We start from the raw sequence: 25,672 nt of genomic DNA on the forward strand, positions 1-25,672 counted from the left end.
GCCGCGCTGTTCCCTGGGGAACAGGCTACAGCAGGAAGTCGCCCTTGCTCAGCGCCAGCCTGCCGTCGAGATCGAGGCGGAAATCGGCGGCCTTGTCGCCGTCGATGTCGCCTTCGACCACGGTGACGGCCTTGCCGTCCGTTGTCTTCGTGTACCAGCGCAGTTCGCCGGCATCGCCCGTGAAGGCCTTGCCGCGTGCCAGAAGGGTGAAGGCGTGGCCGGCCTCGGGGCCGTTGGCGTCGATGGCGGAGAGATCGATCCGGTCGCGGCCGGGAGTGAAATCCGTGATGCGGTCGTGCGCCGCAAGGCCGATTTCGGCGGCGCTGCGGAAGACGAAGGTGTCGGCGCCGGCCCCGCCGGTCAGCCGGTCCGCGCCCGTCCCGCCGCGGAGCCAGTCGTTGCCGGCGCCGCCGTCGAGCCTGTCCTTGCCGGCAAGTCCGACGAGCGCGTCATTGCCGCGGCCGCCGGAAAGCGTGTTGGCGTGCGAGGATCCGACGAGGAGGTCCGCGTCGTTGGCGGCCCTATCGTCGGCCGTGCCGTCGCCCGAGAGATTGCGGAGTTTGGCCGAGGCCACCTGCAATTCCTCCAGCGCCATGCCCTTGCCGATGCCGTAGGCGGCCTTCAGCCGGGCGATGGCGGGGGCATATTCATCGAGGATCGGATCGATGCCGGAAAAGCCCTTGATGCGGCCGGCGGCATCCGCGTCGAAACGGCTTTCATAGATGAGGATCTTGTCGCGGTGCGCGGCGTACATGCGGCCCGCATCGAGCGCCTCCGCCGTCGTGGCCGTGCCGTCCCTGGCGAAGAGCTTGAATTGCTCGGCTTCGACATAACGCCGGTTGGCGATGCCCGCATGGCCGCTGCCGTTGGAATTGTAGCGGATCTCGTACCAGGCTTCCGCCCGGTCGCCATCGAGGATCGCGGCCTTCAGCTTCGGGCCGAGCAGGGAGGGCGCGTTATAGGCCATGCTGAAGAGCACGGCGCGTTCGGTGGAGTTGGGAATGCCGGCGAGCCACTTGTCGATCGCCGTCTCGTAGCGCGTCGAGAGCGCGGTCAGCGCCGTGCGGATCTCGGCATTGGAGGAGAAGGCGAAGGTCGCCGGCACGTCCGGATCGCGCGTCGCGTTCCAGTCCGCCATGACCTTGTCGAGCCGGCTGTTGAGCAGCGCGGTCTCGCCCTTCGCATAGCCCTTCTCGATGACGGCCTTCAGCTTGGCCTGCAGCGTCGCGTTCCAGTCGCTGCCGGTAATCGCCTTCAGCACGGGTTCGAGATTGTAGCGCAGGTTGAAGCCGATGCCGATCGTCGGCGCGGGATCGGCCGCCGTGTCGAGATAGGCGCGCCGCGTGGAGCCCTCCAGCACGAGGAGCAGGTCGAAACCCGTCTTCCGATAGGCGGAGGTGGAAAGACCGGTGAATTTCAGCATTGTTGGCCCTGCATTTCGCCGCGTGCGCGCAGCCTAGCGCGCCAAGGGTAAAGGCGCCGCTCACGAAAACGGGAAACGCTTTGCTAACGCGGCCCCTTGCAACCGGATGGCGCGCCGCCATATTGCCGCGGAAACGAATGGAGACAGATGGCATGCATGAAACGATCAAGACACCGCGGGAGGTCGTCGGCTTCTGGTGCGAGACGCTGACGGCCAAGGACTGGTGGCAATCGACCCCGGCGCTCGACGCGCATGTGCGCGAGGCCTTCGCCGAAACCCATTTCGCCCTTTCGCAGGAGGTGACGGCGCCGTGGCGGGAAAGCCCGGAGGCGCGGCTTGCCGCCATCATCGTGCTCGACCAGTTCCCCCGCAACATGTACCGCGCCTCGCCGCTGGCCTTCGCCACCGACTGGATCGCCCGGCGCGAGGCGCGCCTTGCGCTGGAGGCCGGCGCCGACAAGGCCGTGTCCTACGACCGCCGCCACTTCTTCTACATGCCGCTCGAACATTCCGAGGCGCTCGCGGACCAGGACCTGTGCGTCGAGCTCTTCGAGGCGCATGGCGACGAGATGTATCTCGACTATGCCATCCGCCACCGCGACGTCATCGCCAGGTACGGCCGCTTCCCCCATCGCAACGGCTTTCTCGGCCGGGTCTCCACCCGCGAGGAGGAGGCCTATCTCGCCGAGCCGGGGGCCGGCTTCTAGTTCCGCTTGCGGCCGGTTTAAAATGGCCGCATTCGTGGGTAGAAGGGGACGGTCGCATGCTCCGTGCCGCGTCGCCCGTTTCCGTTCAACCGAGGATGGCCCGTTGCCGATCTTCCGCCTTCTCTCCATCCTTCTCGCGGCCCTCCTGCTCGCGGCCGTCCCGGCCCGCGCGCAGACCGCGCCCGCGCCCGCCATCGCCGATGCGACGCAGCTCGATCAGGCGAGCCGTGACCTCGACCGGGCCGGCGGCCAGATCGGTACGATCGCCGAGCGGGTGGACCGCTTCAAGGACGACGATGCGCGGCTCGTCGAACTGAAGGTCGAGGCGGAAGCGCTGAACCGGACCATCCTTGCCATTTCCGTCGCGACGCGGCCGCGGCTGGAGGCGATCAAGGCGCGCCAGGCCGAACTTGGCGACCCGCCGGCCGAGGGCGCGCCGGCCGAGGCCGCCGTCGTGGTGGAGGAACGCAAGAAGCTCGCCGGAGAGCGCAACGAAATCAACGCGCTGACGGGGGAGGCGGAAAACCTCTCCATCGAGGCGACGAAGCTTTCCAACCGCATCACGGAAATCCGCCGGCAGCTCTTCACCGACGCGATCCTCAAGCGCACGGGCGTCAATACCGCGCTCTTCACGGAAGCCTCCGCCGCACTGACCAACGAGACGTCCACCTTCGGGCGCACGGTGACGGCCTGGCTGCAGTTCGTCTGGAAATTCAAGCGCATGCAGCTTCTGGGCGCCGTCGCGCTCTCCCTGATGGCGGCGCTCGTGCTGCTGTCCGGCGGCTATCGGCTGTTCTCGCCCTTCATCACGCGCGCGGTGCAGCAGCAGAAGCCGCACTATATCACGCGGCTTTCCGTCGCCTTCTGGTCGACGATCCTGCCGAGCATCGCCGTCGGCGCCTTCGCCGGCACCAGCTATTTCTTCCTCGATACGTTCAACGTGCTGCGCCCCGATATCGCGCCGATCGTCTCCGTCGCGCTGGGGGTGATCGTGGCGGTCTTCTTCGTGGCGCAGCTTGCCAATGCGGTCCTGTCGCCCGGCGACGGGCACTGGCGGCTGGTGCGGGTGTCCGATCGCGGCGCGCAGCTTCTGTGGCTTTTGATCTTCAGCATGGCCATCGTCAACGGCGCGGACTACTTCCTCGGCAAGATCAGCGAGGCGCTGGGCTCCCCGGTCGTCCTCACGGTGGTCAAAAGCTTCTTCGCCTCCATCGTCATCGGCGCGCTGCTCGTCGTCACCGCCTTCATCAAGCCGGTGCTGCACCAGGGGGAAAGGCATGATTCGCAGGGGCGCCCCTGGCCGCGGTCGATCTTCGTCCTGCTGACGCTGACCGGCCTCGGGCTCGTCTTCGCCTCGCTGCTCGGCTATGTCGGCATGGCGCGCTTCGTGGCAACTCAGATCGTCGTTACGGGCGCGATCGTCGTGACCATGTATATCGGCTTCCTGTCCGGCCGCGCCGTCTCCGCGCCCAATGCCTTCACCGAGACGGCGGTCGGCAAGCGGCTGGAGGAACGCTTCGGCCTCGGCCAGGTGGCGCTCGACCAGGTGGGGCTTGCCGCCGGGCTCGGCATCTATCTCCTGATCTTCGTGTTCTTCGTGCCGATGGTGCTCCTGCAATGGGGCTTCCAGGTCGCCGACATCGAATCCTGGGCCTATCGCATCTTCACGGAAATCCGCATCGGCAGCATCACGATCTCGCTGGTCGGCATCCTCGCGGGCATCCTGCTCTTCGTCGCCGGCCTCGTCGTCACGCGCTGGTTCCAGAAATGGGTGGACGGCAACGTCCTGGCGCGCAGCCAGGTCGATACCGGCGTGCGCAATTCCGTCCGCACCGCCGTCGGCTATGCCGGCGTGGCGCTGGCCGGCCTCATCGGCATATCGGCGGCGGGCATCAATCTGTCCAGCCTCGCGCTCGTGGCCGGCGCCCTTTCGCTCGGCATCGGTTTCGGCCTGCAGAACATCGTGTCGAACTTCGTCTCGGGCCTCATCCTGCTTGCCGAGCGGCCCTTCAAGGTGGGCGACTGGGTGGTGGCCGGCACGACCGAGGGCTTCGTGCGTCGCATCTCCGTGCGCGCTACGGAGATCGAGACCTTCCAGCGCCAGACGGTGATCGTGCCGAATTCGGTGCTGATCAACGGGCAGGTCGGCAACTGGACGCACCGCAACAAGCTCGGCCGCATCGACATGGTGATCGGCGTGCACGGCAGCAACGATCCGCGCCAGGTGCAGGAGGTGCTGACCGAGGTCGTGCGGGCGCAGCAGGGGCTTTTGCGCAATCCCGAGCCCATGGTGGTCTTCCAGGCCTTCTCCTCGGCGACGCTCGATTTCGAGATCCGCGCCTTCCTCGCCGACATCCTCAACGGCACGGGCGTGAAATCCGACCTGCGCGCCGCCGTCCTCGAACGGTTCCGGGCCGAGGGCATCGCCATCGGCGCGCCGGCGGCGGCCGAGGTGCCGATCAAGATCTCGCCGGAAGGGGCCGGTCTCATCACCGCGCTCCTCGACGACGCGGTGCGCAAGGTCCGTCCGCCGATGGACGATGCGCCCGAAGCCTGAGCGCCGCGTCCGATTTGCGGCACATGAACGCCGCATTCACGCTGCATTCAGCCGCCTTGCCATAAAACACATGCAAATCCCGACGAGGAACGATAGTGTTACCCAAGGGCTTGTGAACAGGGGCGGCGCCGCGGCGCCGGGCGACGATGAAGCGAATGATCATGATGCTGCTGGTGTCGGCCGCGATGTGTGCGCCGGCGATCGCCGCCTCGGTGACCAACAAGGACGGCGATGTCCAGGTTCTCATCGTGGTGGAAGGCGGCAGCCGCATGGAGGTCGCGCTGGAACCGGGTGCGACGGAAACGATCTGCCCCTCGGGTTGCTTCGTCACCCTGCCGAACGGCGACCGGATCGCCCTGAACGGCGGCGAGAATGTCGAGATCGAAGGGGGCTCCGCCTCGGTCAAGTAAGGTCGGATGCGAACGTTGCTGCGGCGCGGAAGATGAACCGCGCCGTTTTGCTTTCGTGCGACGCACTTTACGCGCCAACGGGCGAACTTCGCCTACCGCTTTTTCATGCCCTCTAATTTTAACGCTTTCGCAAAGGGTTGCCGCTAGGTCTTAACCTGGGGAACATTGATATTACGAAGGCATGTCATGGCATTTATCGGCATTTCCGGGATGCAGTATTCCGGCGCGTCTCTCTCGCATCACCGTATTCTTGTTGCCGAGGACTCGAATGTCTTCACATCCATGATCTCCAAGCGCCTGAAGGAACTTTTCGACATAGACGTCGAGATCTGCCGCAGCTTCGAGGAGCTGGAGCTTGCCTATGACAAGTCCAGCGAGAAGATCACGCTCGCGATCTCGAACATCAACCTGCCGGGTGCCGAGAACGGCGAGGCGCTGAACTACCTGGTCGACCTCAGCATCCCGACGATCGTCTTCACCGGCACGTTCCAGCAGACGACGCGCGACCAGCTGCTCTCCAAGGAGATCGTCGACTACATCCTGAAGGACAATATCTTCGCCGTCGAGATGCTGGCCGAATCGGTCTGCCGCTTCCTCACCAACCACAATCACCACGTCCTGATCGTCGACGACAGCGCGACGGCCCGGGCGCTGCTGACGACGCGCCTCAAGCGCTACAACTTCCGCGTCAGCACGGCCGAGAACGGTTCGGCCGCGCTCGCGCTCTTGAAGGCGAACCCGGATATCGGCCTGATGATCACCGACTACAACATGCCCGACATCGACGGTTTCGAACTGACGCGGCGCATCCGCAGCACGATCGGCTCGCACCAGTTGCGCATCATCGGCGTGTCGTCTTCGACTGACCGGCTGCTCTCCGCCCGCTTCCTCAAGGCCGGCGGCAACGACTTCATCATGCGTCCGTTCATCGACGAGGAATTCTATTGCCGCGTCAACCAGAACCTCGACACGCTGACCCAGATCAGGACGGCCCGGGGCCGCCAGAAGGCCTGATTTTCTTCCCATCTTCCATGAACCACCCGAATATATCCCTTACGTAACGTAAGATATTTCTTCGCCAATTAACCAGTTGGTAAAACCGGTGGTTTGTAATGCGTTCCAGACCGGAACATCATCGGGGTACGGGGCGACGTGGGAGTGGATCCAAATCCGCAGAGAGGGGCTGCATTTCCGCGCCACTCGGGCCAGCAGGTGCTGCTCGTGGAGGACTCGCGCATGTTCTCCACCGCGCTCAAGTACCGCCTCGAGCGGGAACTCGGCCTTTGCGTCACCCATTGTTCCAGCATGGCGGCCGTCCGGGCGATCTTCCAGGCCGATGCGCCGGAATTCGTGCTGGCCGTGCTCGACCTCAACCTTCCCGACGCGCCGAACTGCGAGGCGCTCGACTACGTGATCTCCAAGGGCATCGCCCCGCTGGTCTTCACGGGTTCCTTCAGCGATGCGACCCGCGACCATATCCTCGCCAAGAACGTGCTCGACTATGTCGTCAAGGACAATCCGTCGGCGATCCAGCAACTGGTGCTGGCCGTCGACCGAATCCTGACGAGCGGCAAGACGCAGGTGCTGGTGGTCGATTCCGACCCGGAGAGCCGGCAGCGGCAGGTGAGCCTGATCGCCAAGCAGCGCTTCCAGATCATCGCGGTCGAAAGCGGCGCTGCCGCGCTCGACGTGCTTGATTCGCATGGCGGCATCGACATGGTGGTGTGCGATCTGGCGCTTGCCGACATGGACGGTTTCGATCTCCTGAGGGAGATCCGCCAGCGCCACGGCGACGATACCGTGCGGGTCGTCGGCCTCTCGACCTCGGAGGACCGCATGGTGGCGGCCCGTTTCCTGCGCGCCGGCGGCGACGAATATATCCAGAAGCCGTTCCTCATCGAGGAATTCAACAGCCGCATCTTCCACGTCGCTGCGATCCAGAAGCGCGTGCAGTCGCTGCATCGCATCGCCGCGCGGGACTATCTGACCGATATCTACAATCGCCGCTATTTCTTCGAGGCGGGGCCGCGGCTCGTCGACCAGGCGCTGCGCCGGGGCGAGCCCATGTCCATCGCCATCCTCGACATCGACCATTTCAAGCGTCTCAACGACACCTACGGCCACGAGGTCGGCGATATCGTGCTGAAGGCCATCTCGCGCCGGCTCAAGCACCGGGTGGGGGACCGCCATCTCCTGGCGCGGCTCGGCGGCGAGGAGTTCGGGATCATCTTCAACGGCCTGCAACTGGAAGAGGCGCTTGGCCATTGCGAGCAGTTGCGCCTGGAACTGGCGGACCAGCCGATCAATGCGGACGGCGAGCCGTTGACGATCACGGTTTCGGCCGGCCTTGCGGCGATTTCCGGCCGGGAAACCTTCGACAACTACCTGAACGCCGCCGACCAGTTCCTCTACATGGCCAAGCATGCCGGCCGGAACCGGGTCTTCTCCGAACTGTCGCTGATGAGCGCGCTGGCAAGCTGAGCCCCGCCTTGGCGGGGCCCGGCCGGAATGTCCCCGTTCAGCGGGCGATGGCCGAAAGCGTCAGCTTGCGCTCGGCGCGCTCCTGCTGGGGCGAGCGGTTGTAGAGTTCGCGATAGCACTTGGAAAAGTGCGAGGCGGAGACGAAACCGCAGGCGACCGCCACCTCCACCACCGGCATCGAAGACTGCACGAGCAGGTGGCGCGCCCGGTCGAGCCGGATCTCGAGATAGTAGCGGGCGGGCGAACGGCCCATTTCCTGGCGGAACAGCCGCTCGATCTGGCGGCGCGAGAGGTCCGCGCTGTCGGCGATCTCCAGCAGCGACAGCGGCTCGGAAAGGTTGCTTTCCATCAGTTCGATGATCGACAGCACCTTGGCGTTCTGCACGCCGAGGCGCGCGCGCAGCGGCAGGCGCTGGCGATCGTGCGGCCCGCGCACGCGATCGGTCAGCGCCTGTTCGCAGACGCGGTTGACGAGGTTCTCGCCGAAATCCTGGTCGATCAGGTTCAGCATCATGTCGAGCGAGGCCGTGCCGCCGGCACAGGTGTAGATGTTGCCGTCGATCTCGTAGAGGTCGGCATAGACGTCGACCTGCGGGAAGGCCTCGGCAAAGCCCGGCAGGTTCTCCCAGTGGATGGCGCAGCGCTTGCCCGAGAGCAGGCCCGCCTGGGCGAGCACATGGGCGCCGGTGCACAGCGAGCCGACGGCGATGCCGCGGTTGTAGACCTCGCGCAGCCACGCATTGACCGACTTGTTGGAGAAGTCCTCGACATAGATGCCGGAACAGACCAGCACCATGGAGGGACGGTTCTCCCCGCCGAGATACTTCCGCTCGTCGGCGAGCGAGGCGTTCACCTCGATGCCGATGCCGCTGGAGGACAGCACCTGCTGGCCGTCCGCGGAGGCGAGGCGCCAGGTATAGGCCTCGTAGCCGAGCATGCGGTTGGCGATGCGCAGCGTCTCGATCGCCGCCGAGAAGGGCAGCATGGAGAAGTTGGGCACCAGAAAGAAAACGAGAGAGCGCTTCTTGACGTCTTGCTTGTTCATCGGAGTGTCCATGCTGGGGGCGTGATGTCGCAATCGTCGCAGGCATGCCAGCCGCCGCGCTAGTATTTTTGCGACACCGAAAGGGATGGTTACGACTGGGAGGCGCTGCCTATCGCTGAAATGCCAGTGCCTTCAGGCGAAATTGCGGCCGCGCCATCGCACTTGCGCATTTGCGACCTTTTCGGCGACGTCGCCCGATTGCGACAGTCCGGCCGATGCCCCCACGCGGCGCCCTGCCGTTTGACAACCGCGCCTGCCGCGCGACATAGAAGGCGGGACTTTTGCAAGGTGATGTCGATGCTGCCAGATGGATATTCGGATGTGCCGGCGGGAAAGCTCGCCGCCGTGGTGACCTGCCTCGAAATGCGGGCGCCGCCGCCCGGGCGCGCCGACCCGGCACAGGCCGGAATCGCGCTGGAGCGCATCGCCCGGCCGGAAATCGCCTGGTATCGCGACCTCTATGGCCGCATCGGCGCCGAATGGCTCTGGGCCTCGCGCCTTGCTATCCCCGATGCCGACCTCGCCGGCATCCTGCATCACCCCGACGTCGAGGTTCATGCCGTGATGAAGGACGGGCGCGGCGAGGGGCTGCTGGAGCTGGATTTTCGCGAGGAGGGGAGTTGCGAACTCGCCTTCTTCGGTCTGACGCCCGCGACGATCGGCAATGGAGCGGGGCGCTGGCTGATGAACCGGGCGATCGCGCGGGCCTGGTCGCGCGACGGGCATCCGCCGATCCGCCGCTTCTGGGTGCACACCTGCACGCTCGATGCGCCGCAGGCCCTGTCGTTCTACATCCGCTCCGGCTTCACCCCGGTGAAGCGCCAGGTGGAGGTCTTCGACGATCCGCGGCTGACGGGCCTCCTGCCGGAGACGGCGGCACCCCAGGTGCCGATCCTGCAGGCCTGAAAGAAAACCGCCGGAGCGACGTTTGACGGTCAGCTCCGGCGGTATCCGGCGTCGTCTTCCCTTGGCGGATTGCCGCTACAGCCGTCCGTCATCGGGTGGTCTTGTCCCACGAGCGGAAGCCGATATCCTTGCGCTGGTCGAAGGACAGGCCTTCCAGCTCGCGCTCGATACGATAGCGCCGCCAGGCCGATACGATCCGGCCGAAGAGGTCCCGGGCGGAATGGGACGGGGTGCCGGCATGGCGGATGCCGGGCGCGCGCCGAAGCGGGCGATGTTGCAATGCGATTGCCATTTCAGGGTCCTTTCGAGCTTGGGAGGTTTCGAAAGGTCGCGACCTTGATCGTGACTATGTCGCAACCTCATGCATCAATCAAACGAATATATTTGATTGAATTGATCAGCGTTCTTCATGGTCGGCGAGGGCGGGCCAATCGATGTCGGCCTTGAGGTATGGCGGCAATTGCGCCAGCTCCTCGGCCGTGTGGCGGGCCGCATTGCGACGGCGGCGGGCCTCGATGACGTCGCCCACGAAGCGCCGTATTGCGTAGTAGAATCCATTGCCGCGGATCGAAACGGCAAGATCGGTGCCGTCTGCATAGGATTTCTGCGTTTTCATGACGTTTTTCCTTCCACCCGTTGGCGTGTGAGGTTGACTATCCGCCCATCTCGGTTTTCAATCAAACGAAATGAAGTGACAGTTTGCTTCAGATTTTCTGATCCATGGAGGTAGGCATGAACCTGCTGATGCGCCAGACGCTCCCCTTGCTGGAACTCGACATCCTGAAAACCTTCGTGGCGATCGCCGAGACGGGCAATTTCACCACGGCGGCCGAAACGGTGCACCGAACGCCGTCCGCGGTCTCCATGCAGATCAAGAAGCTGGAGGAACTGCTCGGCTGCACGCTGTTCCGCCGCGACGCGCGCTCCGTGGTGCTGACGCATCAAGGCGAGGTGCTGCTTTCCTATGCGCGCCGGCTGATCGCGCTCAGCAACGAGGCGGTCTCGCGCTTCATGATGCCGGAAATGAACGGCCTGGTGCGGCTCGGCGCGCCGGACGACGTGGGCGAGCTCATCCTTCCGGAAGTGCTGCGCCGCTTCGCCGAGACCTATCCGTCCATCGCCGTCAACGTATCGATCGAGACGAGCAGCAACCTGCGCCGCGCCGTCGCCGAGCGGCGACTCGACCTTGCCATCTTCAACGCGACGGACGGCGTCCTTCCTGTTCCCGGCGAGATCCTGCTGAAGGAACAGCTCGTCTGGGCGGGCAAGAACTGCGGCAACGCCCATCTGAAGAACCCCCTGCCGGTCTCGGTCTGGGAAGAGGGCTGCATCTGGCGGGCGCGGGCGCTGGAGGAACTGAGCCGGTCCGGCCGCGATTTCCGCGTCGCCTATTTCTGCGCCCACCACATGGGCCAGCGCGCCGCCATCCGCGCCGACCTTGCGGTCGCTCCGCTCGCCCGCTTCCTCGTCGGCGACGATATGGTGGCGCTCGGCGAGAAGGACGGCCTGCCGGATCTCGGCCACTACCTCATCGGCCTCGTCGTCAGCGAGGAGGCCGATACGCCGGCACAGGCCGTGGCGGACTATATCCGCGCCGCCTTCGCCCGCATCGAGCGCCGGCCGATGGACATGCTGCAGGTCGCCTGCTGAGGGGGCGCTTGAAGCCCCTCGCTAAATCCCTCCCCACAAGGGGGAGGGACTTACATCGCGGCACCCTCGGCGGAAAATTTTCGGGAAAAGTACGCTGCCAGCCTTTCTCCCCCTGTGGGGGAGATGCCGGCCGGCAGAGAGGGCCTTCATGGCGGGAGGCTTCGGCAGTCCTACTCCCGGCTTCTCCGCCGGCGTCGCCCGCCGCCTTCGCCCCCGCCGTCGTCGGCCAGCACCTTGCGTTCCGGCAGGGTGACGACCTTGGCGAGTTCGGGGAACGGATCCACCTTGTTCGGCAGCGCCATGGCGTTGACGAAGAGCTGCTGGAAATTGGGCTCCAGCGCCGTCTCGATCTTCTCGATGCGGGCGACGGTGCGCTCGATCTCGCGGCGATGGTCGCGGTTGAGGAGGGCCATCAGCGCGCCCGTGCCGGCGGCGTTGCCGACGGCCTTCACCTCGGCGAGGTCGCAATCCGGGATGAGGCCGAGCACCATGGCGTATTTCGGATCGATGAACGTGCCGAAGGCGCCGGCGAAGCGGATCGTGTCGACATGGTCGATGCCCTGCTTCTCCATCAGCAGCTTGATGCCGGCATAGAGCGCGGACTTGGCGAGCTGGATGGCGCGGATATCGTTCTGCGTCACGGTGATGCGCGGTTCGCCGTCGTGCAGCAGGTAGGAGAAGGTGCGTCCGTTCTGCAGGATGCGCGGGCTCTTCTCCGCCATGGAGCCGTCGACCACGCCGTCCTCGGATATGATGCCGGAGAGGTACATTTCCGCGACGACCTCGATGATCGCCGAGCCGCAGATGCCGGTGACGCCGACGCTGGCCGCGGCCTCGGCGAACCCCTCCTCGTCCGACCACTTGTCGACGCCGATGACGCGGAAGCGCGGCTCCAGCGTCGCGGCGTCGATGCGCACGCGTTCGATCGCGCCGGGGGCGGCGCGCTGGCCGGAGGAGATTTCCGCGCCCTCGAAGGCGGGCCCGGTGGGCGAGGAGGCGGCGACGACGCGGTCCTTGTTGCCGAGCACGATCTCCGCATTGGTGCCGACGTCGACCAGCAGCATCATGCGGTCTTGCCGGTAGGGACCTTCGGAAAGCGTCGCGCCGGCCGCGTCCGCGCCGACATGGCCGGCGATGCAGGGCAGCGTGTAGAGCCGCGCGCCGCGGTTCACGTCGATGTCGATTTCATGCGCCCAGTATTGCAGCGCCCCCGACACGGCGAGCGCGAAGGGCGCCTGGCCGAGTTCCGTCGGATCGATGCCGAGGAAGAGGTGGTGCATGATCGGGTTGGCGACGAACACCATGTCGAGGATGTCGTGCCGGTCGATCTCGCCTTCGGCGCAGACTTTGCCGATCAGGCCGTTGGCGGCCTCGCGCACCGCCTTCGTCATGGCTTCCCGCCCGTCCGGGTTCATCATGACGTAGGAGACGCGGCTCATCAGGTCCTCGCCGAAGCGGATCTGCGGGTTGGAGGTGCCCGAGGAGGCGACGATGCGGCCGGAGAGCAGCGAGACGAGATGCATGGCGATGGTCGTCGAGCCGATGTCGCAGGCGATGCCGTAGGCCTCGTTCTTGAGGCCCGGATAAAGGGCGACGATGAAGGGGCGCGATGAATCCATGTCGCGGTGGATGGCGGCGGTGACGCCCCAGTTGCCCTTGCGCAGGATCGACTGCACCTGCGGGATGAGGTGCGGGGCGATGAGCAGGTCCTTCCAGCCCCAGTCCTTCTCCAGCATGACCTTGAGGCGGTCGAGATCGCCGAGCGGCTTGTGCATGTCGGGCTCGTCCACCTCGACATAGCAGAGCTGGACGGCGGCGTTGCGCTCGATGACGCGGTCTGTTGCCGCCTTGCGCACGACCTGCGCGTTGATGACGGTGTCCTGCGGCACGTCGACGACGAGATCGCCGAGGACGAGGGCGGAACAGGAGAGGCGACGCCCCTCGGGCAGGCCGCGCACCTTCTCGTAGCGCTCTTCCTTGGGGCCTTTTTCCGAGATGTGGTCGAGGGAGGAGACGATCTTGTGCTTGGCGAAGTTGCCTTCCTGCACCTCGATCTGACAGCGTCCGCAGGTGGCGCGGCCGCCGCAGACGCTCTCGACATAGACGCCGAGTTTGCGCGCGGCTTCCAGTACGGGCGTGCCGACCGGGAAGCGGCCGCGCTTGCCGGAGGGCATGAAGAGGACGAGCGGCTCCTTCACCGAGGCTTCGGTCATGTTGATCTCGTTCTCACCTTCGATGCGCATCGGTCGTACTCTCTTTTCGGCGTGAAGCGACGCTTCTCAGCCCTTCCTGGCCGAGAGGCGTCGCACATTGCGGCGCACGCGCTTGCCATAGGGTTTCAGCGCGGCTTGCGAGACGGCGCGGGCCGTGGCTTCGGGCGAGGCCGCCGTCATCATGGCCTTTGCAACAGCAAAATTGGCTGCCACGACGCTTTCCGTCGCGGCAGCCATCTTTTCGGTGACCATCCGGGTCATTTCGGCCGTGTTCTGCGTCGAGCCCGTCAGCGCCGCCATGCCCATCTCGTGGCAGCGCATGGCGATCACGAGGGGTGCCTCCAGCCAGAGGCTGAAGGCGTCGCGGCGAAACTGGCGCCCGCCGGCCATGTTATTCGCGCACCGCGCCGGCGCCGGCGCGGGCTGCACGGCCGCCGCGGCGGCCGCCGCCGGCTGCCGGGGCCGCGGAGGCGGCAGCGGCCGCACCGGCCTCGGCGGGCTTGTGGTCGCGATAGGTCATGATCCAGTTGGTGCAGTTCGCATCCGTGCCGTTCAAGACGTTGGCGGCGCGCACGGCCTCCATTTCCTGCGGGCGGCAGGGGTTCATGATGGCCGACGTCATGCCGGCGCCGATGACCATGGGAATGAAGCCGGCATTGATGCCGTGGCGGTGCGGCAGGCCGAAGGAGATGTTGGAGAGGCCGCAGGTCGTGTTGACCTTCAGCTCGTTGCGCAGGCGATAGAGCAACTGGAAGACCTGGCGGCCGGCATCGCCCAGCGCGCCGATCGGCATGACGAGCGGGTCGACGACGATGTCGTGCGGCTTGATGCCGTGGTCCATGGCGCGCTCGACGATCTTCTTGGCGACGGCGAAGCGCACGTCCGGGTCCATGGAGATGCCGGTCTCGTCGTTGGAGATCGCGACGACCGGCACGTCGTACTTCTTGACGAGCGGCAGGATGGCTTCGAGCTTCTCCTCCTCGCCGGTGACGGAATTGACCAGCGGCCGGCCCTTGGCGACCTTCAGGCCGGCCTCGATGGCGGCGGTGACCGAACTGTCGATCGCGAGCGGGATGTCGACGAGGCCCTGGACGATCTCCAGCGTCTGGACGAGCAGGCCCGGTTCCGTCTCGTTGGGGTTGACGGAGGTCACGCCCGCATTGATGTCGAGCATCGTCGCGCCGGCGGCGACCTGTTCCAGCGCGTCCTTGATGACGGTCTCGAAATTGCCGGCCTGCATTTCGGCGGCCAGCTTCTTGCGGCCGGTCGGGTTGATGCGTTCGCCGATGACGCAGAAGGGCTGGTCGAAACCGATGACGATTTCGCGGGTGGCCGAGGCGACGATGGTGCGTGTCATATAAGGTCCTCTGGGGCGGGGCGCTGGGTCTGGTCTAGCGCGCGATTTGCGGTGTTACAAGCTGCATGCCGGCGGCGGCCGGCACGGCGGTCAATGGGGGTGTTGGGCGGCGATCTCCGCCATCTGCTGCTGGTTCTGCTCGACGCCCTCGCGGGTTCTCTCGATTCGCTCGGCAACGAGCTGGTCGACCGGGTTCGGCTCGCGTTTCCAGGGCTTGCGGCCCTTCAGTACGCCGGAATCATGCACGATCTCCGCGACATATTCCTCCTGGCGATAGGCCATGACGTGAATGCCGGAAACGCCCTCGATCTCCTTCACCTCGTTGATGATGTCGATGCAGAGCTGCTTGCCTTCCTTCTTCTGATCCTGCGCGCCTTCCAGCCGCGCGATGACGGAATCGGGGATGTGGATGCCGGGCACGTTGGAGCGGATCCACTTCGCCGTCTTGGCCGAGGCCATCGGGCCGACGCCGACGAGGATGAAGCATTTCTCGTTGAGGCCGAGGTCGCGCGCCTTCTTCATGTATTCGCGGAACATCGGCACGTCGAAGCAATACTGGCTCTGCACGAACTGCGCACCGGCCTCGATCTTCTTGGCGAGGCGATAGGGGCGGAAGTCGTAGGGCGGGGCGAAGGGATTGATCGCCGCGCCGAGGAAGACCTTCGGCGGCGTCGTCAGCTTGCGGCCGGACAGGAATTTCGAATTGTCGCGCATGATGCGCACTGTCTCGAGCAGCGACATGCAGTCGAGATCGAAGACGGGCTTGGCGCCCGGCTGGTCGCCGGCCTGCACGCCGTCGCCGGTCAGGCACATGATGTTGGTGACGCCCATGGCCGCGCCGCCGAGGACGTCGCCCTGGATGGCGATGCGGTTCTTGTCGCGGCAGGCGATCTGCATGATCGGCGCATAGCCCATGCGGGTCAGCAGCGCGCAGATGCCGACCGAGGACATGTGGCAGTTGGCGCCGGAGGCATCGACCGCGTTGATGCCGTCCACCCAGCCGTCGAAGATCGCGGCGCGCTCGTAGACGTCTTCCGGATTGGCGCTGTCGGGCGGGTTGAGCTCCGTCGTGACGGCGAACTCGCCGCGGCGCAGGATGCGCTCCAGCCGGCCGAGCGAGGAATGGCCGGGCAGGGGATCGAGCGGCAGGTGAGGGCCGAGCGGGTTTTCATCGATATGCGCCATGGATCAGGCGTCCTTTCGGGCAGCGGCGGCCGCTTCCCGGGCCGCGGCGGCTTCGGCCGTCACGCGCAGCCAGGACGAGGTCTCGCGCAGCGACTGGTTCACCGGTTTCTGCACGTTCATGATGGCATTTCCCTTCACCATGTTCTGCGACCCCTTCCAGGCCTGGACCCAGACGCAGGGCATGTCCGGCTCCACCTCGCAATTGCCGTTGGCGCGCACGCCGCCGCACGGACCGTTGCGAAGCTGCTTGGGACAGTTCATCGGGCAGGACATGCCCGTGGACGACAGCGCGCACTGGCCGCACATGCGACAGTCGAAGAGGAACCCCTTCACATGCTTCTCGACGAAGGTGATCGGCCGTTCCACACGCTGGTAGCCGAAGAGCTTCCAGACGGGATGGAGAAGCAGGAAGACCTCGGCGAAACGGTGGTAGAACCATTCGAAGAAGCGGGAGTTGCGCACCGCCCACAGGCGGATCGTGTATTTGCGGCGGGCCCGGCGGCTGGGCGAGACGCCGGCCGGCGTGAAGGCGCCGGTGGCGGCCTTCTTCGCCGGGGCGGCATTGCCGGGCTTCTGGATGGCGTCAGCCATTGTCGCGGCCTCCGGCCTTGACGAGGGCGACGAGCCTTTCGCGGTCATAGGCGGCTTCCAGTTCGGCGGCAGCGGCGTCCGCTTCCGCCTCCAGGTCGTCGGAGACCGGGACCGGAGCGGCCTTGCGCCATTCGGCGAGGTAGTCGTCCGTTTCGGCCGCGCCGGTGCGCATGGCGCACATGTCGATCGCCTCGGTGAAGCGCAGCGACAGTTCCCGCTTGGCGCTCGTGCGGCCCTTCTTGATGATGACCTGGGCGGGGATGTCGCGCCAGTAGACGATGATGCGGTCTGCCATGTCGAAATTTCTCCTTGCGCTGACAATGCGATCTTGCCGCGCCGCGGGCTTCACCCGCCACGACTGCCCCATGCTCAAAAACGACGCGGGATTCGACTATACAGGCGCTTTTACCAGATGCCGCGGGTCATGCCGTGCCGGAGCCAGGTCCAGACCGGCGGATGATACCATTGCCGCGACGGTCCCGCTATTTTCAAAGGCTTGAGATCGCCGCCGGCCGCATCGCGCATCGCCGCGACGATGACGCCGGTCGAGGCCGCCGTCTGGAGCAGGGGATAGGTGTGCATCGTGTCGCGTTTGGAGGGGGTGACGCGCTGCTGGTAGAGGATGTCGCCGGTGTCGACGCCGGGATCGACGAGATGCACCGTCCCGCCGAAACTCTCCTCGTCGCGGGCGACGCGCGCCCAGTAGCCGCCCTGCAGGCCGCGATATTGCGGGGTGATGCCGGCGTGGAAATTGAGGACGGGGCAGGGGATACCGGCGAGCGTCGCGGCCTTCAGCATGCGGCAACTGACGAGGAGCAGCGCCGCCGGCCGGATATCCGCCAGCGCTGCCAGTAGTTCCGGACTGTTGACCGAGGGAACGGCGATACGGCGGATTGTCGAATCGGCCGAGGGGTTTGCGCCGAATTCCTCAAGAATTTCCTGAGCCCGCTTCACGGTGAAACGCTTGCCGTATTTCGAGACGACCATGGTGGCGAGCTGGCCGAGAGCCTGTATCCAGCCGAGCTTTTTCGCCCGCCGGCGGATGAACAGCGTCTTCGATTCGGGCTGTTCCTCGATGACGACGACGTTCGGGAAGGCGACCTTGAGGGCATTGACGACGATTTCCGGGTTGGGGCCGGGCTGGATCACAATGGCCACCGTTTCCATTCGTGCGTCGCGTTCCGTCATTTCCCAAGCCTCGCCCAATCTGTCGCGGCATCATCGTCGCGAGAGCTTAGGAAGCGGTAACCGGCAGGAGGGATTTGCCCGGAAAGGCTAAATATCGGTTAGCTCCGAGGGGGGCTTACCGCGCTCGCAGCAATTCGGCCGTCAGGTCGCCGTAGCCGGTGAAGCGGTATTCGTAGGCGAGGCCGAGATAGTCCGCCGCCTCCTTCGCTTTCTGCTGCAGGCACTCGTCCTCGACCTGCGAGAGATAGACGAGCTTCTCATAGTTGCCGAAATACATCTCCTTCAATTGCGGATAGCGGTCGAGGCCGAGCGGCTCGATGACGAAGGAGCGGAACTGGCGGGCGAGGAAATCGGTGAGGAAGAAGGAGGTGACGTCGTCGTCCTTGGCCGCGAAGGCCTCGTTGCCGGCGAAGAAGGAGTAACAGTGCGGTCCGGCGATGCGCTCGACGCCCTCGCGCTCGCAGAGCCGGTCGAGAAGCCCGCCCGTGCCGCAATCGGCATAGCCGACGAAGATGCGGGAAAACCCTTCCGCGCGCGCCTCGGCGATGGCCTGCTCGACGCCGGGGGCGATCTTTTCCGGATGGGCGTGCCAGATGGCGGGAAGACAGAGCAGGTCGATATGGGAGAGCCCGTTCGCCTGGCGGATCGCAAGCACCTCGCGGGCGATAGCGCCGCAGGCGATGATGCGAACTTTTTCCGCGTTCACGCGTTCACCGGTCGAGCTTCCGTTCTGAAGTTCCGCGTCAACCATATCCATGAAGAGGGACTCCAATCATGACTGGGACGAACCTGACCCGTATGGCCATCGTTCTCGCCGCGCTTCTGGCGCTCAGTGCCTGCGGCAACACCATTCGTGGCATGGGTCGGGATACCGCCAATGCCGTGGATGCGACGCAGGCCGCCGGCCAGGATATCGACAACGCCGCAAACTAAAGGTCGTCAGAAGACGGCGCCGATTCAAGACCGGCGCCGTCGAATTCAAGATCAGCCGGCAAGCATGTTGTGCTTGCGCTTCATGAATTCCTTGGCGGTCTCCACGGCCACGGCCGCGTCGCGGCAGTAGGCGTCGGCACCCACGGCCTTGCCGAATTCCTCGTTCAGCGGCGCGCCGCCGACGAGAACGACGTAGTCGTCGCGCAGGCCCTTTTCCTTCATCGTGTCGATGACGACCTTCATGTAGGGCATGGTGGTCGTGAGGAGGGCCGACATGCCGAGGATGTCCGGCTGCTCGCGCTCGATGGCTTCGAGATAGTTCTCGACCGGGTTGTTGATGCCAAGGTCGATGACGTCGAAGCCGGCGCCTTCCATCATCATGCCGACGAGGTTCTTGCCGATGTCGTGAATGTCGCCCTTGACGGTGCCGATGACCATCTTGCCCTGCTTCGGCGCGCCGGTGGCGGCGAGCAGCGGACGCAGGATGAACATGCCGGCCTTCATCGCATTGGCCGAGAGCAGCACTTCCGGCACGAAGAGGATGCCGTCACGAAAATCGACGCCGACGATGCGCATGCCTTCGACGAGCGCCTGGGTCAGGACGTCGTAGGGTGCCCAGCCGCGTTCGAGCAGGATATTCGTGCCCTCTTCGATCTCCTCCTTGAGGCCGTCGTAGAGGTCGTCGTGCATCTGTTGCACGAGCTCTTCGTCGGAGAGATCGGCGAGAATGATTTCGTCGTCAGACATGGTGTTTCCTCGTCTCCAGTGGCGCTGCGGCGGCAGGCTCTCCCTACAAGAAATAGCGTTCCTCTTGCGCGAACCCGATGTTGAAAGCGACGTCGCTTATGGTGAAAAGCGACCCGCCTCCCGCTTGTGCCATGCATAGCCGGTAAAGCGGTGAATTGACAGTGCAAACAGGCGAATGCCGCTACGATGTCCCGCGCAATCCCGCTATGGTCCCGGGCGTGCCGGTATCCCGCGTGCGCCACCGCTTGGCGCATTGAGAACCGCCCCGCCCCGGCGGCTTGCTAGCATAGGACGAGAGGCGCATTCAGGCGCCGGAAAGAACAAGGCCCACGGCGCCTTTCGGCACCGCGACAACAAGGAAAGACGGATCATGAGCGAGGATATTCAGCAGGTGGCAGGCGAGGGCGCTGGTGAAGGCGGCGGCCGCCGTTCGCGCGAGGGTCGGGGCGCCGCCGCGCGGCGCGCCTCGCGCACCGGAGGCGGCCCGGGCCCGTCGCTTCCCTACATCACGCGCAAGATCAAGGAATACGAAGTCCTCGACGAAGAAGGCCTGCAGCTCATCGAAGCCAATGCCGACCTCATTCTGGAGGAAATCGGCATCGAATTCCGCGAAGATCCCGAAGCGCTTCAGCTCTGGCGCGACGCCGGCGCCGATGTGAAGGGCGAGCGCGTCCATTTTCCCAAGGGACTCTGCCGCGAGCTTCTCAAGACCGCGCCGTCGCAGTTCACCTGGCATGCCCGCAACCCCGAGCGCAGCGTGCAGATCGGCGGCAAGGCCACCGTCTTCGTGCCGGTCTACGGCCCGCCCTTCGTGCGCGACCTCGAAGGCAACCGCCGTTATGCGACGATCGAGGATTTCCGCAACTTCGTGAAGCTCGCCTATATGGCGCCGTCCATGCATTCCTCCGGCGGCACGGTCTGCGAGCCGGTCGACGTTCCGGTGAACAAGCGTCACCTCGACATGGTCTACAGCCATATCAAGTATTCCGACAAGCCGTTCATGGGGTCCGTCACCGCGCCGGAACGCGCGGAAGATTCGATCGCCATGGCGAAAATCGTCTTCGGCGATGAGTTCGTCGAAAACAACACGGTGATGATGAACCTCATCAACGCCAATTCGCCGATGGTCTTCGACGAGACCATGGTCGGCGCGCTGAAGGTCTATGCCCGGCACAACCAGGCCTGCGTCGTCTCGCCGTTCATCCTGTCGGGCGCCATGAGCCCGGTCACTGTCGCCGGCACGCTGACGCAGATCCTCGCCGAGGTTCTCGCCGGCGCTTCCTTCACCCAGCTCATCCGCAAGGGTGCGCCGGTGCTGTTCGGCACCTTTGCCGCCTCGATCTCCATGCAGTCGGGCGCGCCGACCTTCGGTTCGCCGGAGCCCTCGCTCGTCTCCTATGGCGCCGCCCAGCTCGCCCGCCGTCTCGGCATTCCGTTCCGCACCGGCGGCTCGCTCTGCGGCTCGAAGGTTCCCGATGCGCAGGCGGCGCACGAATCGGCCAACACGATCAACATGACCCTGCTCGCCGGCACCAACTTCGTGCTGCACGCGGCCGGCTGGCTGGAAGGCGGTCTCGTCTCGTCCTACGAGAAGTTCATGATCGACCAGGACCAGCTCGGCATGATGCAGAAGCTGGCCGAGGGCATCGACCTGTCGGAAAACGCGCAGGCGCTCGACGCCATCCGCGAAGTCGGCCCGGGCAGCCACTATCTCGGCTGCGCCCACACCCAGGCCAATTTCCAGACCGCCTTCTACCGCTCGCCGCTCGCCGACAACAATTCGTTCGAGCAGTGGGAGATCGAGGGCCAGAAGCGCATCGAGGAGCGCGCCAACGCGCTTTGCCGCACCTGGCTTGAAAGCTACGAGGCGCCCTATCTCGATCCGGCGATCGACGAGGCGCTGCTCGCATACGTCAAGAGCCGCAAGGATTCGATGCCCGACGCCTTCACCTGAAAGGGTCCCGATCGCGCCAGGGAGCAAGGCGGAGCAACGCGGGTGGCGGACATGATCCAGAAGGAAGTCTGGCGTCCCCACTACGAACTCAAGGGAGACGTGACCCGGTGAGGGCGCGTCGTCCAGATCTCGACACGATCCGTGCGGCTTTCCAGCCGCACGGTCTTTTTTTGCGCGGCACCGTGAACTTTGCCGCGGGCGAGGCGGCGCCGGAGCTTGCCGGCGGCCGCCCCGCGGCCAGCGTCGTCCTCGTCGGCAATATCGGCGGTTCGATCTGGCCGGCCTTTTCGCGCTGGCGGGCGGCGCAGGCGGATCGCGGCGGCAACGACCCGCTCGACACCTGGTCGAAGGCGGTCATCCGGGCCGTCGCCGCGACGGCCGGCGCGACGGCCTGGTTTCCCTCCGATCCGCCCTGGCAGCCCTTCCAGCAATGGGCCATGCGGGCGGAAGGCCTGAAGGCCTCGCCGCTCGGCATCCTCATTCACCCCGTCTACGGCCTCTGGCACGGCTATCGCGGCGCGCTCGGCTTTGCCGCGCCGCTCGAAACGGCGCCGGTGGCGGCCGCGCCGCATCCGTGCGACCACTGTCCCGGAAAGCCGTGCCTGGCGGCCTGTCCCGCCGGCGCCGTCCGCCGCGATCTTTTCGACGTGCCCGCCTGCCGCGCGCATCTGCGCACGCCGGAAGGGCAGGGCGGCTGCATGGCTGCTGGCTGTCTGTCCCGCGCCACCTGTCCCGTCGGGGCCGCCTATCGCTATGACGCGGCCCAGCTTCGCTTTCACATGGCGGCGCTGTCGCTTTGATCTTGTCGCGAGCCTGCTGCTAATGTCGCCGCATTGCCAAGGGAGCCAGAAGCATGCGCGCCCGCCTGTTCCTCTCCTTTCTCCTCGCCGCCCTGACCTTGCGGAGCGTTGCCATGGCCGAACCGTCGAAATGCGCCGAGATCGAGCATCTCTCCGCCCGCTACACCGTCTGCACGTTCGACCCGGCGAAGGAGACCATCCGGCTCTTCGGCGCGGCGACGCTCGGCGTTCGCGGCGCGCGCTATGACCATCTCAACACCCATCTCCTGCGCAACGGGCAGCACATGACCTTCGCCATGAACGGCGGCATGTATCATCCCGATTACGGGCCGGTCGGGCTCCTGGTGGAGGAGGGGCGCGAGACGGGCGCGCTCAACCGGGGCGATGCGTTCGGCAATTTCTTCCTGAAGCCGAACGGCGTGTTCTGGGTGGGTGAGGGCGAGGCCGGCGTGATGGAGACGGAAGCCTTCGCCAGGGCCGCGCTTTCGCCGCGCGCGGCGACGCAGTCCGGGCCGATGCTGGTCATCGACGGGAACATCCATCCCCGCTTTCTTGTCGACGGCACGAGCCGGCAGATCCGCAACGGCGTGGGCAGCCTTCCCGATGGGCGGATCTCCTTTGCCATCTCGAACGATCCGGTGCGCTTCCACGATTTCGCGACCCTCTTTCGCGACCGGCTGCAGAGCCGCAACGCGCTTTTCCTCGACGGCAGCATTTCCAGCCTCTACGCCCCGGAAATCCGGCGCCACGACCGGGACGCCGTGATGGGCACCATCATCGCGGTCGTGAAGAACCTGCCCTGGTGAGAAATTTTTTCGCGAAAGCACCCAAGGATCGCCGGCCGACGCACGTCTGAAAGGATAGTGCACAGCAATCGGGATGGACCCGTGGAAACAGAACTCGTCGAAAAGGCGGCATCGGGCGACAGGCAGGCTTTCGCCGCGCTTGTCGAAAGCCGCTATGATTTCATCCATGCCGTCGCCTGGCGATGGTGCGGCGACCGGCAGGATGCCGAGGACGTGGCGCAGGAGGTCTGCATGCGCCTTGCCGGCGCCATCCGCGGCTTCAAGGGGGCGAGCCGGTTCAGCACCTGGCTCTATACGGTGACGCTGAACGCCGCCCGCGACCAGATGCGCAAGCGGCGCCGGGCCGAATGGCGCGAGGCCGCCTATCTGCGCGAACGAGCGGTGCTGGACGGCGCCCCCGCCGAGGACGGCAGCGAGGAGCTCTGGCAGGCCGTGCGCCAGCTTCCCGACAAGCAGCGCGACGCCGTGCTTTTGATCTACGGCGAAGGCCTCAGCCATGCGGCGGCAGCCGATGTGCTCGGCTGCGCCGAAACGACGATTTCCTGGCATGTGCACGAGGCCCGCAAGCGCCTGAAGGTGCTTTTGCGCGATGCGGCCGCGTGACGGAAGGACAGACGATGAGCGATCTCGACCTCGAAAAACTTGCCCGCGACAGGGCCCCCGCCGCCGACCCTGCGGCCCGCGCCCGCGCGCTTGCCGCCGCCATGGCGGCGTTCGACGATGCGGAAAAAAATGCGGCCAGCCCCCAAGGATCGTCCGCAGGCGGGCGTCAGAGCTCCATCTTCAACCGGATATGGAGCCCCATCATGAACCGCAGACTTCTCGCCGGCTCGGCCCTTGCCACCCTGCTCGTCGTGCCCGTCGCCGGCCTCGTGACCTATGAACTGGTAAGCAACGGCACGATGCCGCTGACCGTGACGACGGAGGTCGCCGAGAAACCCGTCGACCAGGGCCAGCGTGCCCGCAAGCAGGAGACCGGGAAGGCCACGCCGCGCGCCGACGACGCGTCCGCGGCCCTGCAAAGCGGCGAGGCCCATGGCGGCAATGCGACGCCCGGGGCGGATGCGAAAGCGGATGCCGCCCCGGCGACCGACATGCTGGCCGCCGAGCCTGCACCGCTTGCCGAAAGCCGCGAGGAAGAGGCTGTCGCGGCGATGCCCGAAGCGCTCGCCGTTGGCCGCGCGGCCGATGTGCAGGCGCTCAGCCGCACTGTCATGCAACCCTCCGCGGCGGTCGATGCCATCGCGATGCCGACGCCGGTGGAGGACCGCGAGCGCTTCGCCTCGGCCGATCCCAATCCGGTCAAGAGCGTCGCCACCGATCCGGTCTCCACCTTCTCGGCCGATGTCGACACGGCATCCTATTCCTATGTGCGCCGCGCCCTGCTCGGCGGCAGCCTGCCGGACAGGGAGGCCGTGCGGGTGGAGGAACTGGTCAACTACTTCCCCTATGACTGGAAGGGGCCGGAGACGGCGGAAAAGCCGTTCAACGCCACCGTCACCGTCATGCCGACGCCGTGGAACAAGGACACCGAGCTGCTGCATATCGGCATCAAGGGCTTCGAGACCGCGGCGACGGCGCAGCCCGCGGCCAACCTCGTCTTCCTCATCGACGTCTCCGGCTCGATGGACGCGCCGGACAAGCTGCCGCTGCTGAAGGGCGCGTTCCGCCTGCTTGTCGGCAAGCTGAAGGACACGGACACCGTCTCCATCGTCACCTATGCCGGCAATGCCGGCGTGGTGCTGGAGCCGACGGCGGCGAAGGACCGCCAAAAGATCCTCGACGCCATCGACACGCTCCAGCCGGGCGGCTCGACGGCGGGGGCAGAAGGGATCGAGGCGGCCTACCGGCTGGCCGAGAAGGCCTTCAAGACGGATGGCGTCAACCGCGTCATGCTGGCGACGGACGGCGATTTCAATGTCGGCCCGGCGAGCGACGAGGATTTGAAGCGCATCATCGAGGCGCGCCGCAAGTCCGGCATCTTCCTCTCCGTGCTCGGCTTCGGTCGGGGCAATTACAATGACGGCATGATGCAGACGCTGGCGCAGAACGGCAACGGCACGGCCGCCTATATCGACACGCTGGCCGAGGCGCAGAAGACGCTGGTGGAGGAGGCGGGCGCCTCGCTCTTCCCCATCGCCAAGGACGTCAAGTTTCAGATCGAGTTCAACCCCGAGCGCATCGCCGAATACCGCCTGATCGGCTACGAGACCCGCGTGCTCAACCGCGAGGATTTCAACGACGACAAGGTGGATGCCGGCGACATCGGCTCCGGCCACCGGGTGACGGCGATCTACGAGGTGACGCCGAAGGGCAGCCCCGCCGTGCTGAACGACCCCTTGCGCTACGGCAAGGAGAACGCGGCAGCGGTGCCCGCGGCCGAAAGCGGTGAACTCGCCTTCCTGAAGATGCGCTGGAAGGCGCCGGCGAGCGACACGAGCGAACTCGTCACCCTGCCGGTGACGGACGCCAATGCGGTCGCCGACGTGAGCGCGGCCTCCGCCGACGTGCGCTTCTCCGTCGCCGTCGCGGCCTTCGGGCAGAAGCTGAAGGGCGTGGGCGCCCTGCAGGACTACGCCTACGGCTCGATCCTCGGCCTTGCGGAAGCGGCGAAGGGCAACGATCCCTTCGGCTATCGTGCGGAGTTCGTGAAGCTCGTCCAGCTCGCCGGCGGCCTTTCGGGAGAGAAGGCGGAGTAGGGTAATCACACATGTACAAG

At 65.7% G+C, this 25,672-nt stretch carries 26 protein-coding genes; 13 read left to right on the forward strand and 13 right to left on the reverse strand.

The annotated features are described in order from the left end of the window. Positions 1-25: 25 nt before the first annotated feature. The gene (locus AB3G45_RS14275) at positions 26-1,423 is read right to left on the reverse strand and encodes a M10 family metallopeptidase C-terminal domain-containing protein (protein WP_367831193.1); all 1,398 of its coding nucleotides are present in this window, start codon (positions 1,421-1,423) and stop codon (positions 26-28) included. Positions 1,424-1,575: 152 nt separating this feature from the next. Here AB3G45_RS14275 and AB3G45_RS14280 point away from each other — a divergent pair, with 152 nt between their 5' ends. The 5 genes from AB3G45_RS14280 (at position 1,576) to AB3G45_RS14300 (ending at position 7,578) form a co-directional block, all read left to right on the forward strand. Continuing rightward, on the forward strand, positions 1,576-2,130 hold the full coding sequence (locus tag AB3G45_RS14280; RefSeq protein ID WP_367831194.1) for a DUF924 family protein: 555 nt from the start codon (positions 1,576-1,578) through the stop codon (positions 2,128-2,130). A 103-nt stretch (positions 2,131-2,233) separates the two neighbouring features. Then, the gene (locus AB3G45_RS14285) at positions 2,234-4,687 is read left to right on the forward strand and encodes a mechanosensitive ion channel domain-containing protein (protein WP_367831195.1); all 2,454 of its coding nucleotides are present in this window, start codon (positions 2,234-2,236) and stop codon (positions 4,685-4,687) included. Positions 4,688-4,833: 146 nt separating this feature from the next. Then, positions 4,834-5,097: a hypothetical protein gene (locus AB3G45_RS14290; RefSeq protein ID WP_367831196.1), complete on the forward strand. Its 264-nt coding sequence runs from the start codon at positions 4,834-4,836 to the stop codon at positions 5,095-5,097. A 186-nt stretch (positions 5,098-5,283) separates the two neighbouring features. After that, positions 5,284-6,111, forward strand: a complete 828-nt coding sequence (locus tag AB3G45_RS14295) for a response regulator (protein WP_367831197.1) — start codon at positions 5,284-5,286, stop codon at positions 6,109-6,111. 222 nt (positions 6,112-6,333) lie between these two features. Next, positions 6,334-7,578 (forward strand): diguanylate cyclase, encoded by a 1,245-nt coding sequence (locus tag AB3G45_RS14300; RefSeq protein WP_367831198.1) that lies wholly within the window; start codon positions 6,334-6,336, stop codon positions 7,576-7,578. Positions 7,579-7,615: 37 nt separating this feature from the next. Here the strand turns inward: AB3G45_RS14300 and AB3G45_RS14305 are convergent, their stop codons facing one another. Continuing rightward, the gene (locus AB3G45_RS14305; protein WP_367831199.1) at positions 7,616-8,623 is read right to left on the reverse strand and encodes a GlxA family transcriptional regulator; all 1,008 of its coding nucleotides are present in this window, start codon (positions 8,621-8,623) and stop codon (positions 7,616-7,618) included. Between the two features lie 297 nt (positions 8,624-8,920). On the opposite strand from AB3G45_RS14305, the gene AB3G45_RS14310 reads away from it, so the two are divergent. After that, positions 8,921-9,529, forward strand: coding sequence for a GNAT family N-acetyltransferase (locus tag AB3G45_RS14310; RefSeq protein ID WP_367831200.1), 609 nt, complete (start codon positions 8,921-8,923; stop codon positions 9,527-9,529). Positions 9,530-9,617: 88 nt separating this feature from the next. On the opposite strand, the gene AB3G45_RS14315 is transcribed toward AB3G45_RS14310, so the two are convergent. Continuing rightward, a complete protein-coding gene (locus AB3G45_RS14315; RefSeq protein WP_367831201.1) occupies positions 9,618-9,821 on the reverse strand; it encodes a hypothetical protein in 204 nt (67 codons plus the stop codon). Between the two features lie 105 nt (positions 9,822-9,926). Then, positions 9,927-10,145 (reverse strand): hypothetical protein, encoded by a 219-nt coding sequence (locus AB3G45_RS14320; RefSeq protein WP_367831202.1) that lies wholly within the window; start codon positions 10,143-10,145, stop codon positions 9,927-9,929. A 116-nt stretch (positions 10,146-10,261) separates the two neighbouring features. Here AB3G45_RS14320 and AB3G45_RS14325 point away from each other — a divergent pair, with 116 nt between their 5' ends. Continuing rightward, positions 10,262-11,179: a LysR family transcriptional regulator gene (locus AB3G45_RS14325; RefSeq protein ID WP_367831203.1), complete on the forward strand. Its 918-nt coding sequence runs from the start codon at positions 10,262-10,264 to the stop codon at positions 11,177-11,179. A gap of 170 nt (positions 11,180-11,349) precedes the next feature. Here the strand turns inward: AB3G45_RS14325 and AB3G45_RS14330 are convergent, their stop codons facing one another. From AB3G45_RS14330 to AB3G45_RS14365, 8 genes are all read right to left on the reverse strand, one after another. Continuing rightward, complete coding sequence (locus AB3G45_RS14330; protein ID WP_367831204.1) at positions 11,350-13,422, reverse strand: ASKHA domain-containing protein; 2,073 nt, start codon at positions 13,420-13,422, stop codon at positions 11,350-11,352. Between the two features lie 36 nt (positions 13,423-13,458). Beyond that, positions 13,459-13,782: a hypothetical protein gene (locus AB3G45_RS14335; RefSeq protein WP_367831205.1), complete on the reverse strand. Its 324-nt coding sequence runs from the start codon at positions 13,780-13,782 to the stop codon at positions 13,459-13,461. A gap of 1 nt (position 13,783) precedes the next feature. Then, the gene (locus AB3G45_RS14340) at positions 13,784-14,749 is read right to left on the reverse strand and encodes a methyltetrahydrofolate cobalamin methyltransferase (protein WP_367831206.1); all 966 of its coding nucleotides are present in this window, start codon (positions 14,747-14,749) and stop codon (positions 13,784-13,786) included. 90 nt (positions 14,750-14,839) lie between these two features. Further along, a complete protein-coding gene (locus tag AB3G45_RS14345) occupies positions 14,840-15,934 on the reverse strand; it encodes a methylenetetrahydrofolate reductase (RefSeq protein ID WP_367831207.1) in 1,095 nt (364 codons plus the stop codon). Between the two features lie 3 nt (positions 15,935-15,937). Continuing rightward, a complete protein-coding gene (locus tag AB3G45_RS14350) occupies positions 15,938-16,525 on the reverse strand; it encodes a methylenetetrahydrofolate reductase C-terminal domain-containing protein (protein ID WP_367831208.1) in 588 nt (195 codons plus the stop codon). Further along, on the reverse strand, positions 16,518-16,820 hold the full coding sequence (locus tag AB3G45_RS14355) for a virulence factor (protein ID WP_367831209.1): 303 nt from the start codon (positions 16,818-16,820) through the stop codon (positions 16,518-16,520). The genes AB3G45_RS14350 and AB3G45_RS14355 overlap by 8 nt, the downstream gene beginning before the upstream one ends. Positions 16,821-16,930: 110 nt before the next feature. Beyond that, a complete protein-coding gene (locus tag AB3G45_RS14360; RefSeq protein ID WP_367831210.1) occupies positions 16,931-17,713 on the reverse strand; it encodes a formyl transferase in 783 nt (260 codons plus the stop codon). A 115-nt stretch (positions 17,714-17,828) separates the two neighbouring features. Beyond that, the gene (locus AB3G45_RS14365) at positions 17,829-18,470 is read right to left on the reverse strand and encodes a DUF1638 domain-containing protein (protein ID WP_367831211.1); all 642 of its coding nucleotides are present in this window, start codon (positions 18,468-18,470) and stop codon (positions 17,829-17,831) included. 41 nt (positions 18,471-18,511) lie between these two features. Between AB3G45_RS14365 and AB3G45_RS14370 the strand changes: the two genes are divergently transcribed. After that, complete coding sequence (locus AB3G45_RS14370) at positions 18,512-18,646, forward strand: entericidin (RefSeq protein WP_367833583.1); 135 nt, start codon at positions 18,512-18,514, stop codon at positions 18,644-18,646. A gap of 51 nt (positions 18,647-18,697) precedes the next feature. On the opposite strand, the gene AB3G45_RS14375 is transcribed toward AB3G45_RS14370, so the two are convergent. Continuing rightward, complete coding sequence (locus tag AB3G45_RS14375) at positions 18,698-19,393, reverse strand: B12-binding domain-containing protein (RefSeq protein ID WP_069058441.1); 696 nt, start codon at positions 19,391-19,393, stop codon at positions 18,698-18,700. Positions 19,394-19,763: 370 nt separating this feature from the next. Here AB3G45_RS14375 and AB3G45_RS14380 point away from each other — a divergent pair, with 370 nt between their 5' ends. The 5 genes from AB3G45_RS14380 to AB3G45_RS14400 all read left to right on the forward strand — a co-directional run bounded on the left by AB3G45_RS14380 (position 19,764) and on the right by AB3G45_RS14400 (position 25,652). Beyond that, positions 19,764-21,347, forward strand: a complete 1,584-nt coding sequence (locus AB3G45_RS14380; RefSeq protein ID WP_367831212.1) for a trimethylamine methyltransferase family protein — start codon at positions 19,764-19,766, stop codon at positions 21,345-21,347. 107 nt (positions 21,348-21,454) lie between these two features. Then, a complete protein-coding gene (locus tag AB3G45_RS14385) occupies positions 21,455-22,147 on the forward strand; it encodes a ferredoxin (protein ID WP_367831213.1) in 693 nt (230 codons plus the stop codon). Positions 22,148-22,200: 53 nt separating this feature from the next. Next, a complete protein-coding gene (locus AB3G45_RS14390) occupies positions 22,201-22,953 on the forward strand; it encodes a phosphodiester glycosidase family protein (protein ID WP_367831214.1) in 753 nt (250 codons plus the stop codon). Positions 22,954-23,034: 81 nt separating this feature from the next. Further along, positions 23,035-23,556, forward strand: a complete 522-nt coding sequence (locus AB3G45_RS14395; RefSeq protein WP_367831215.1) for an RNA polymerase sigma factor — start codon at positions 23,035-23,037, stop codon at positions 23,554-23,556. A gap of 14 nt (positions 23,557-23,570) precedes the next feature. Next, a complete protein-coding gene (locus AB3G45_RS14400; RefSeq protein WP_367831216.1) occupies positions 23,571-25,652 on the forward strand; it encodes a von Willebrand factor type A domain-containing protein in 2,082 nt (693 codons plus the stop codon). Positions 25,653-25,672: the final 20 nt, after the last annotated feature.

It is taken from the genome of Shinella sp. S4-D37 (genome assembly GCF_040812195.1).
GTDB lineage: Bacteria > Pseudomonadota > Alphaproteobacteria > Rhizobiales > Rhizobiaceae > Shinella.

Coding starts and splice junctions, on each gene's coding strand:
- AB3G45_RS14275 (WP_367831193.1), bottom strand. CDS start 1,423: ATGCTGAAATTCACCGGTCTTTCCACCTCCGCCTATCGGAAGACGGGT.
- AB3G45_RS14280 (WP_367831194.1), top strand. CDS start 1,576: ATGCATGAAACGATCAAGACACCGCGGGAGGTCGTCGGCTTCTGGTGC.
- AB3G45_RS14290 (WP_367831196.1), top strand. CDS start 4,834: ATGAAGCGAATGATCATGATGCTGCTGGTGTCGGCCGCGATGTGTGCG.
- AB3G45_RS14295 (WP_367831197.1), top strand. CDS start 5,284: ATGGCATTTATCGGCATTTCCGGGATGCAGTATTCCGGCGCGTCTCTC.
- AB3G45_RS14300 (WP_367831198.1), top strand. CDS start 6,334: ATGTTCTCCACCGCGCTCAAGTACCGCCTCGAGCGGGAACTCGGCCTT.
- AB3G45_RS14305 (WP_367831199.1), bottom strand. CDS start 8,623: ATGAACAAGCAAGACGTCAAGAAGCGCTCTCTCGTTTTCTTTCTGGTG.
- AB3G45_RS14310 (WP_367831200.1), top strand. CDS start 8,921: ATGCTGCCAGATGGATATTCGGATGTGCCGGCGGGAAAGCTCGCCGCC.
- AB3G45_RS14315 (WP_367831201.1), bottom strand. CDS start 9,821: ATGGCAATCGCATTGCAACATCGCCCGCTTCGGCGCGCGCCCGGCATC.
- AB3G45_RS14320 (WP_367831202.1), bottom strand. CDS start 10,145: ATGAAAACGCAGAAATCCTATGCAGACGGCACCGATCTTGCCGTTTCG.
- AB3G45_RS14325 (WP_367831203.1), top strand. CDS start 10,262: ATGAACCTGCTGATGCGCCAGACGCTCCCCTTGCTGGAACTCGACATC.
- AB3G45_RS14330 (WP_367831204.1), bottom strand. CDS start 13,422: ATGCGCATCGAAGGTGAGAACGAGATCAACATGACCGAAGCCTCGGTG.
- AB3G45_RS14335 (WP_367831205.1), bottom strand. CDS start 13,782: ATGGCCGGCGGGCGCCAGTTTCGCCGCGACGCCTTCAGCCTCTGGCTG.
- AB3G45_RS14340 (WP_367831206.1), bottom strand. CDS start 14,749: ATGACACGCACCATCGTCGCCTCGGCCACCCGCGAAATCGTCATCGGT.
- AB3G45_RS14345 (WP_367831207.1), bottom strand. CDS start 15,934: ATGGCGCATATCGATGAAAACCCGCTCGGCCCTCACCTGCCGCTCGAT.
- AB3G45_RS14350 (WP_367831208.1), bottom strand. CDS start 16,525: ATGGCTGACGCCATCCAGAAGCCCGGCAATGCCGCCCCGGCGAAGAAG.
- AB3G45_RS14355 (WP_367831209.1), bottom strand. CDS start 16,820: ATGGCAGACCGCATCATCGTCTACTGGCGCGACATCCCCGCCCAGGTC.
- AB3G45_RS14360 (WP_367831210.1), bottom strand. CDS start 17,713: ATGACGGAACGCGACGCACGAATGGAAACGGTGGCCATTGTGATCCAG.
- AB3G45_RS14365 (WP_367831211.1), bottom strand. CDS start 18,470: ATGGATATGGTTGACGCGGAACTTCAGAACGGAAGCTCGACCGGTGAA.
- AB3G45_RS14370 (WP_367833583.1), top strand. CDS start 18,512: ATGGCCATCGTTCTCGCCGCGCTTCTGGCGCTCAGTGCCTGCGGCAAC.
- AB3G45_RS14375 (WP_069058441.1), bottom strand. CDS start 19,393: ATGTCTGACGACGAAATCATTCTCGCCGATCTCTCCGACGAAGAGCTC.
- AB3G45_RS14380 (WP_367831212.1), top strand. CDS start 19,764: ATGAGCGAGGATATTCAGCAGGTGGCAGGCGAGGGCGCTGGTGAAGGC.
- AB3G45_RS14390 (WP_367831214.1), top strand. CDS start 22,201: ATGCGCGCCCGCCTGTTCCTCTCCTTTCTCCTCGCCGCCCTGACCTTG.
- AB3G45_RS14400 (WP_367831216.1), top strand. CDS start 23,571: ATGAGCGATCTCGACCTCGAAAAACTTGCCCGCGACAGGGCCCCCGCC.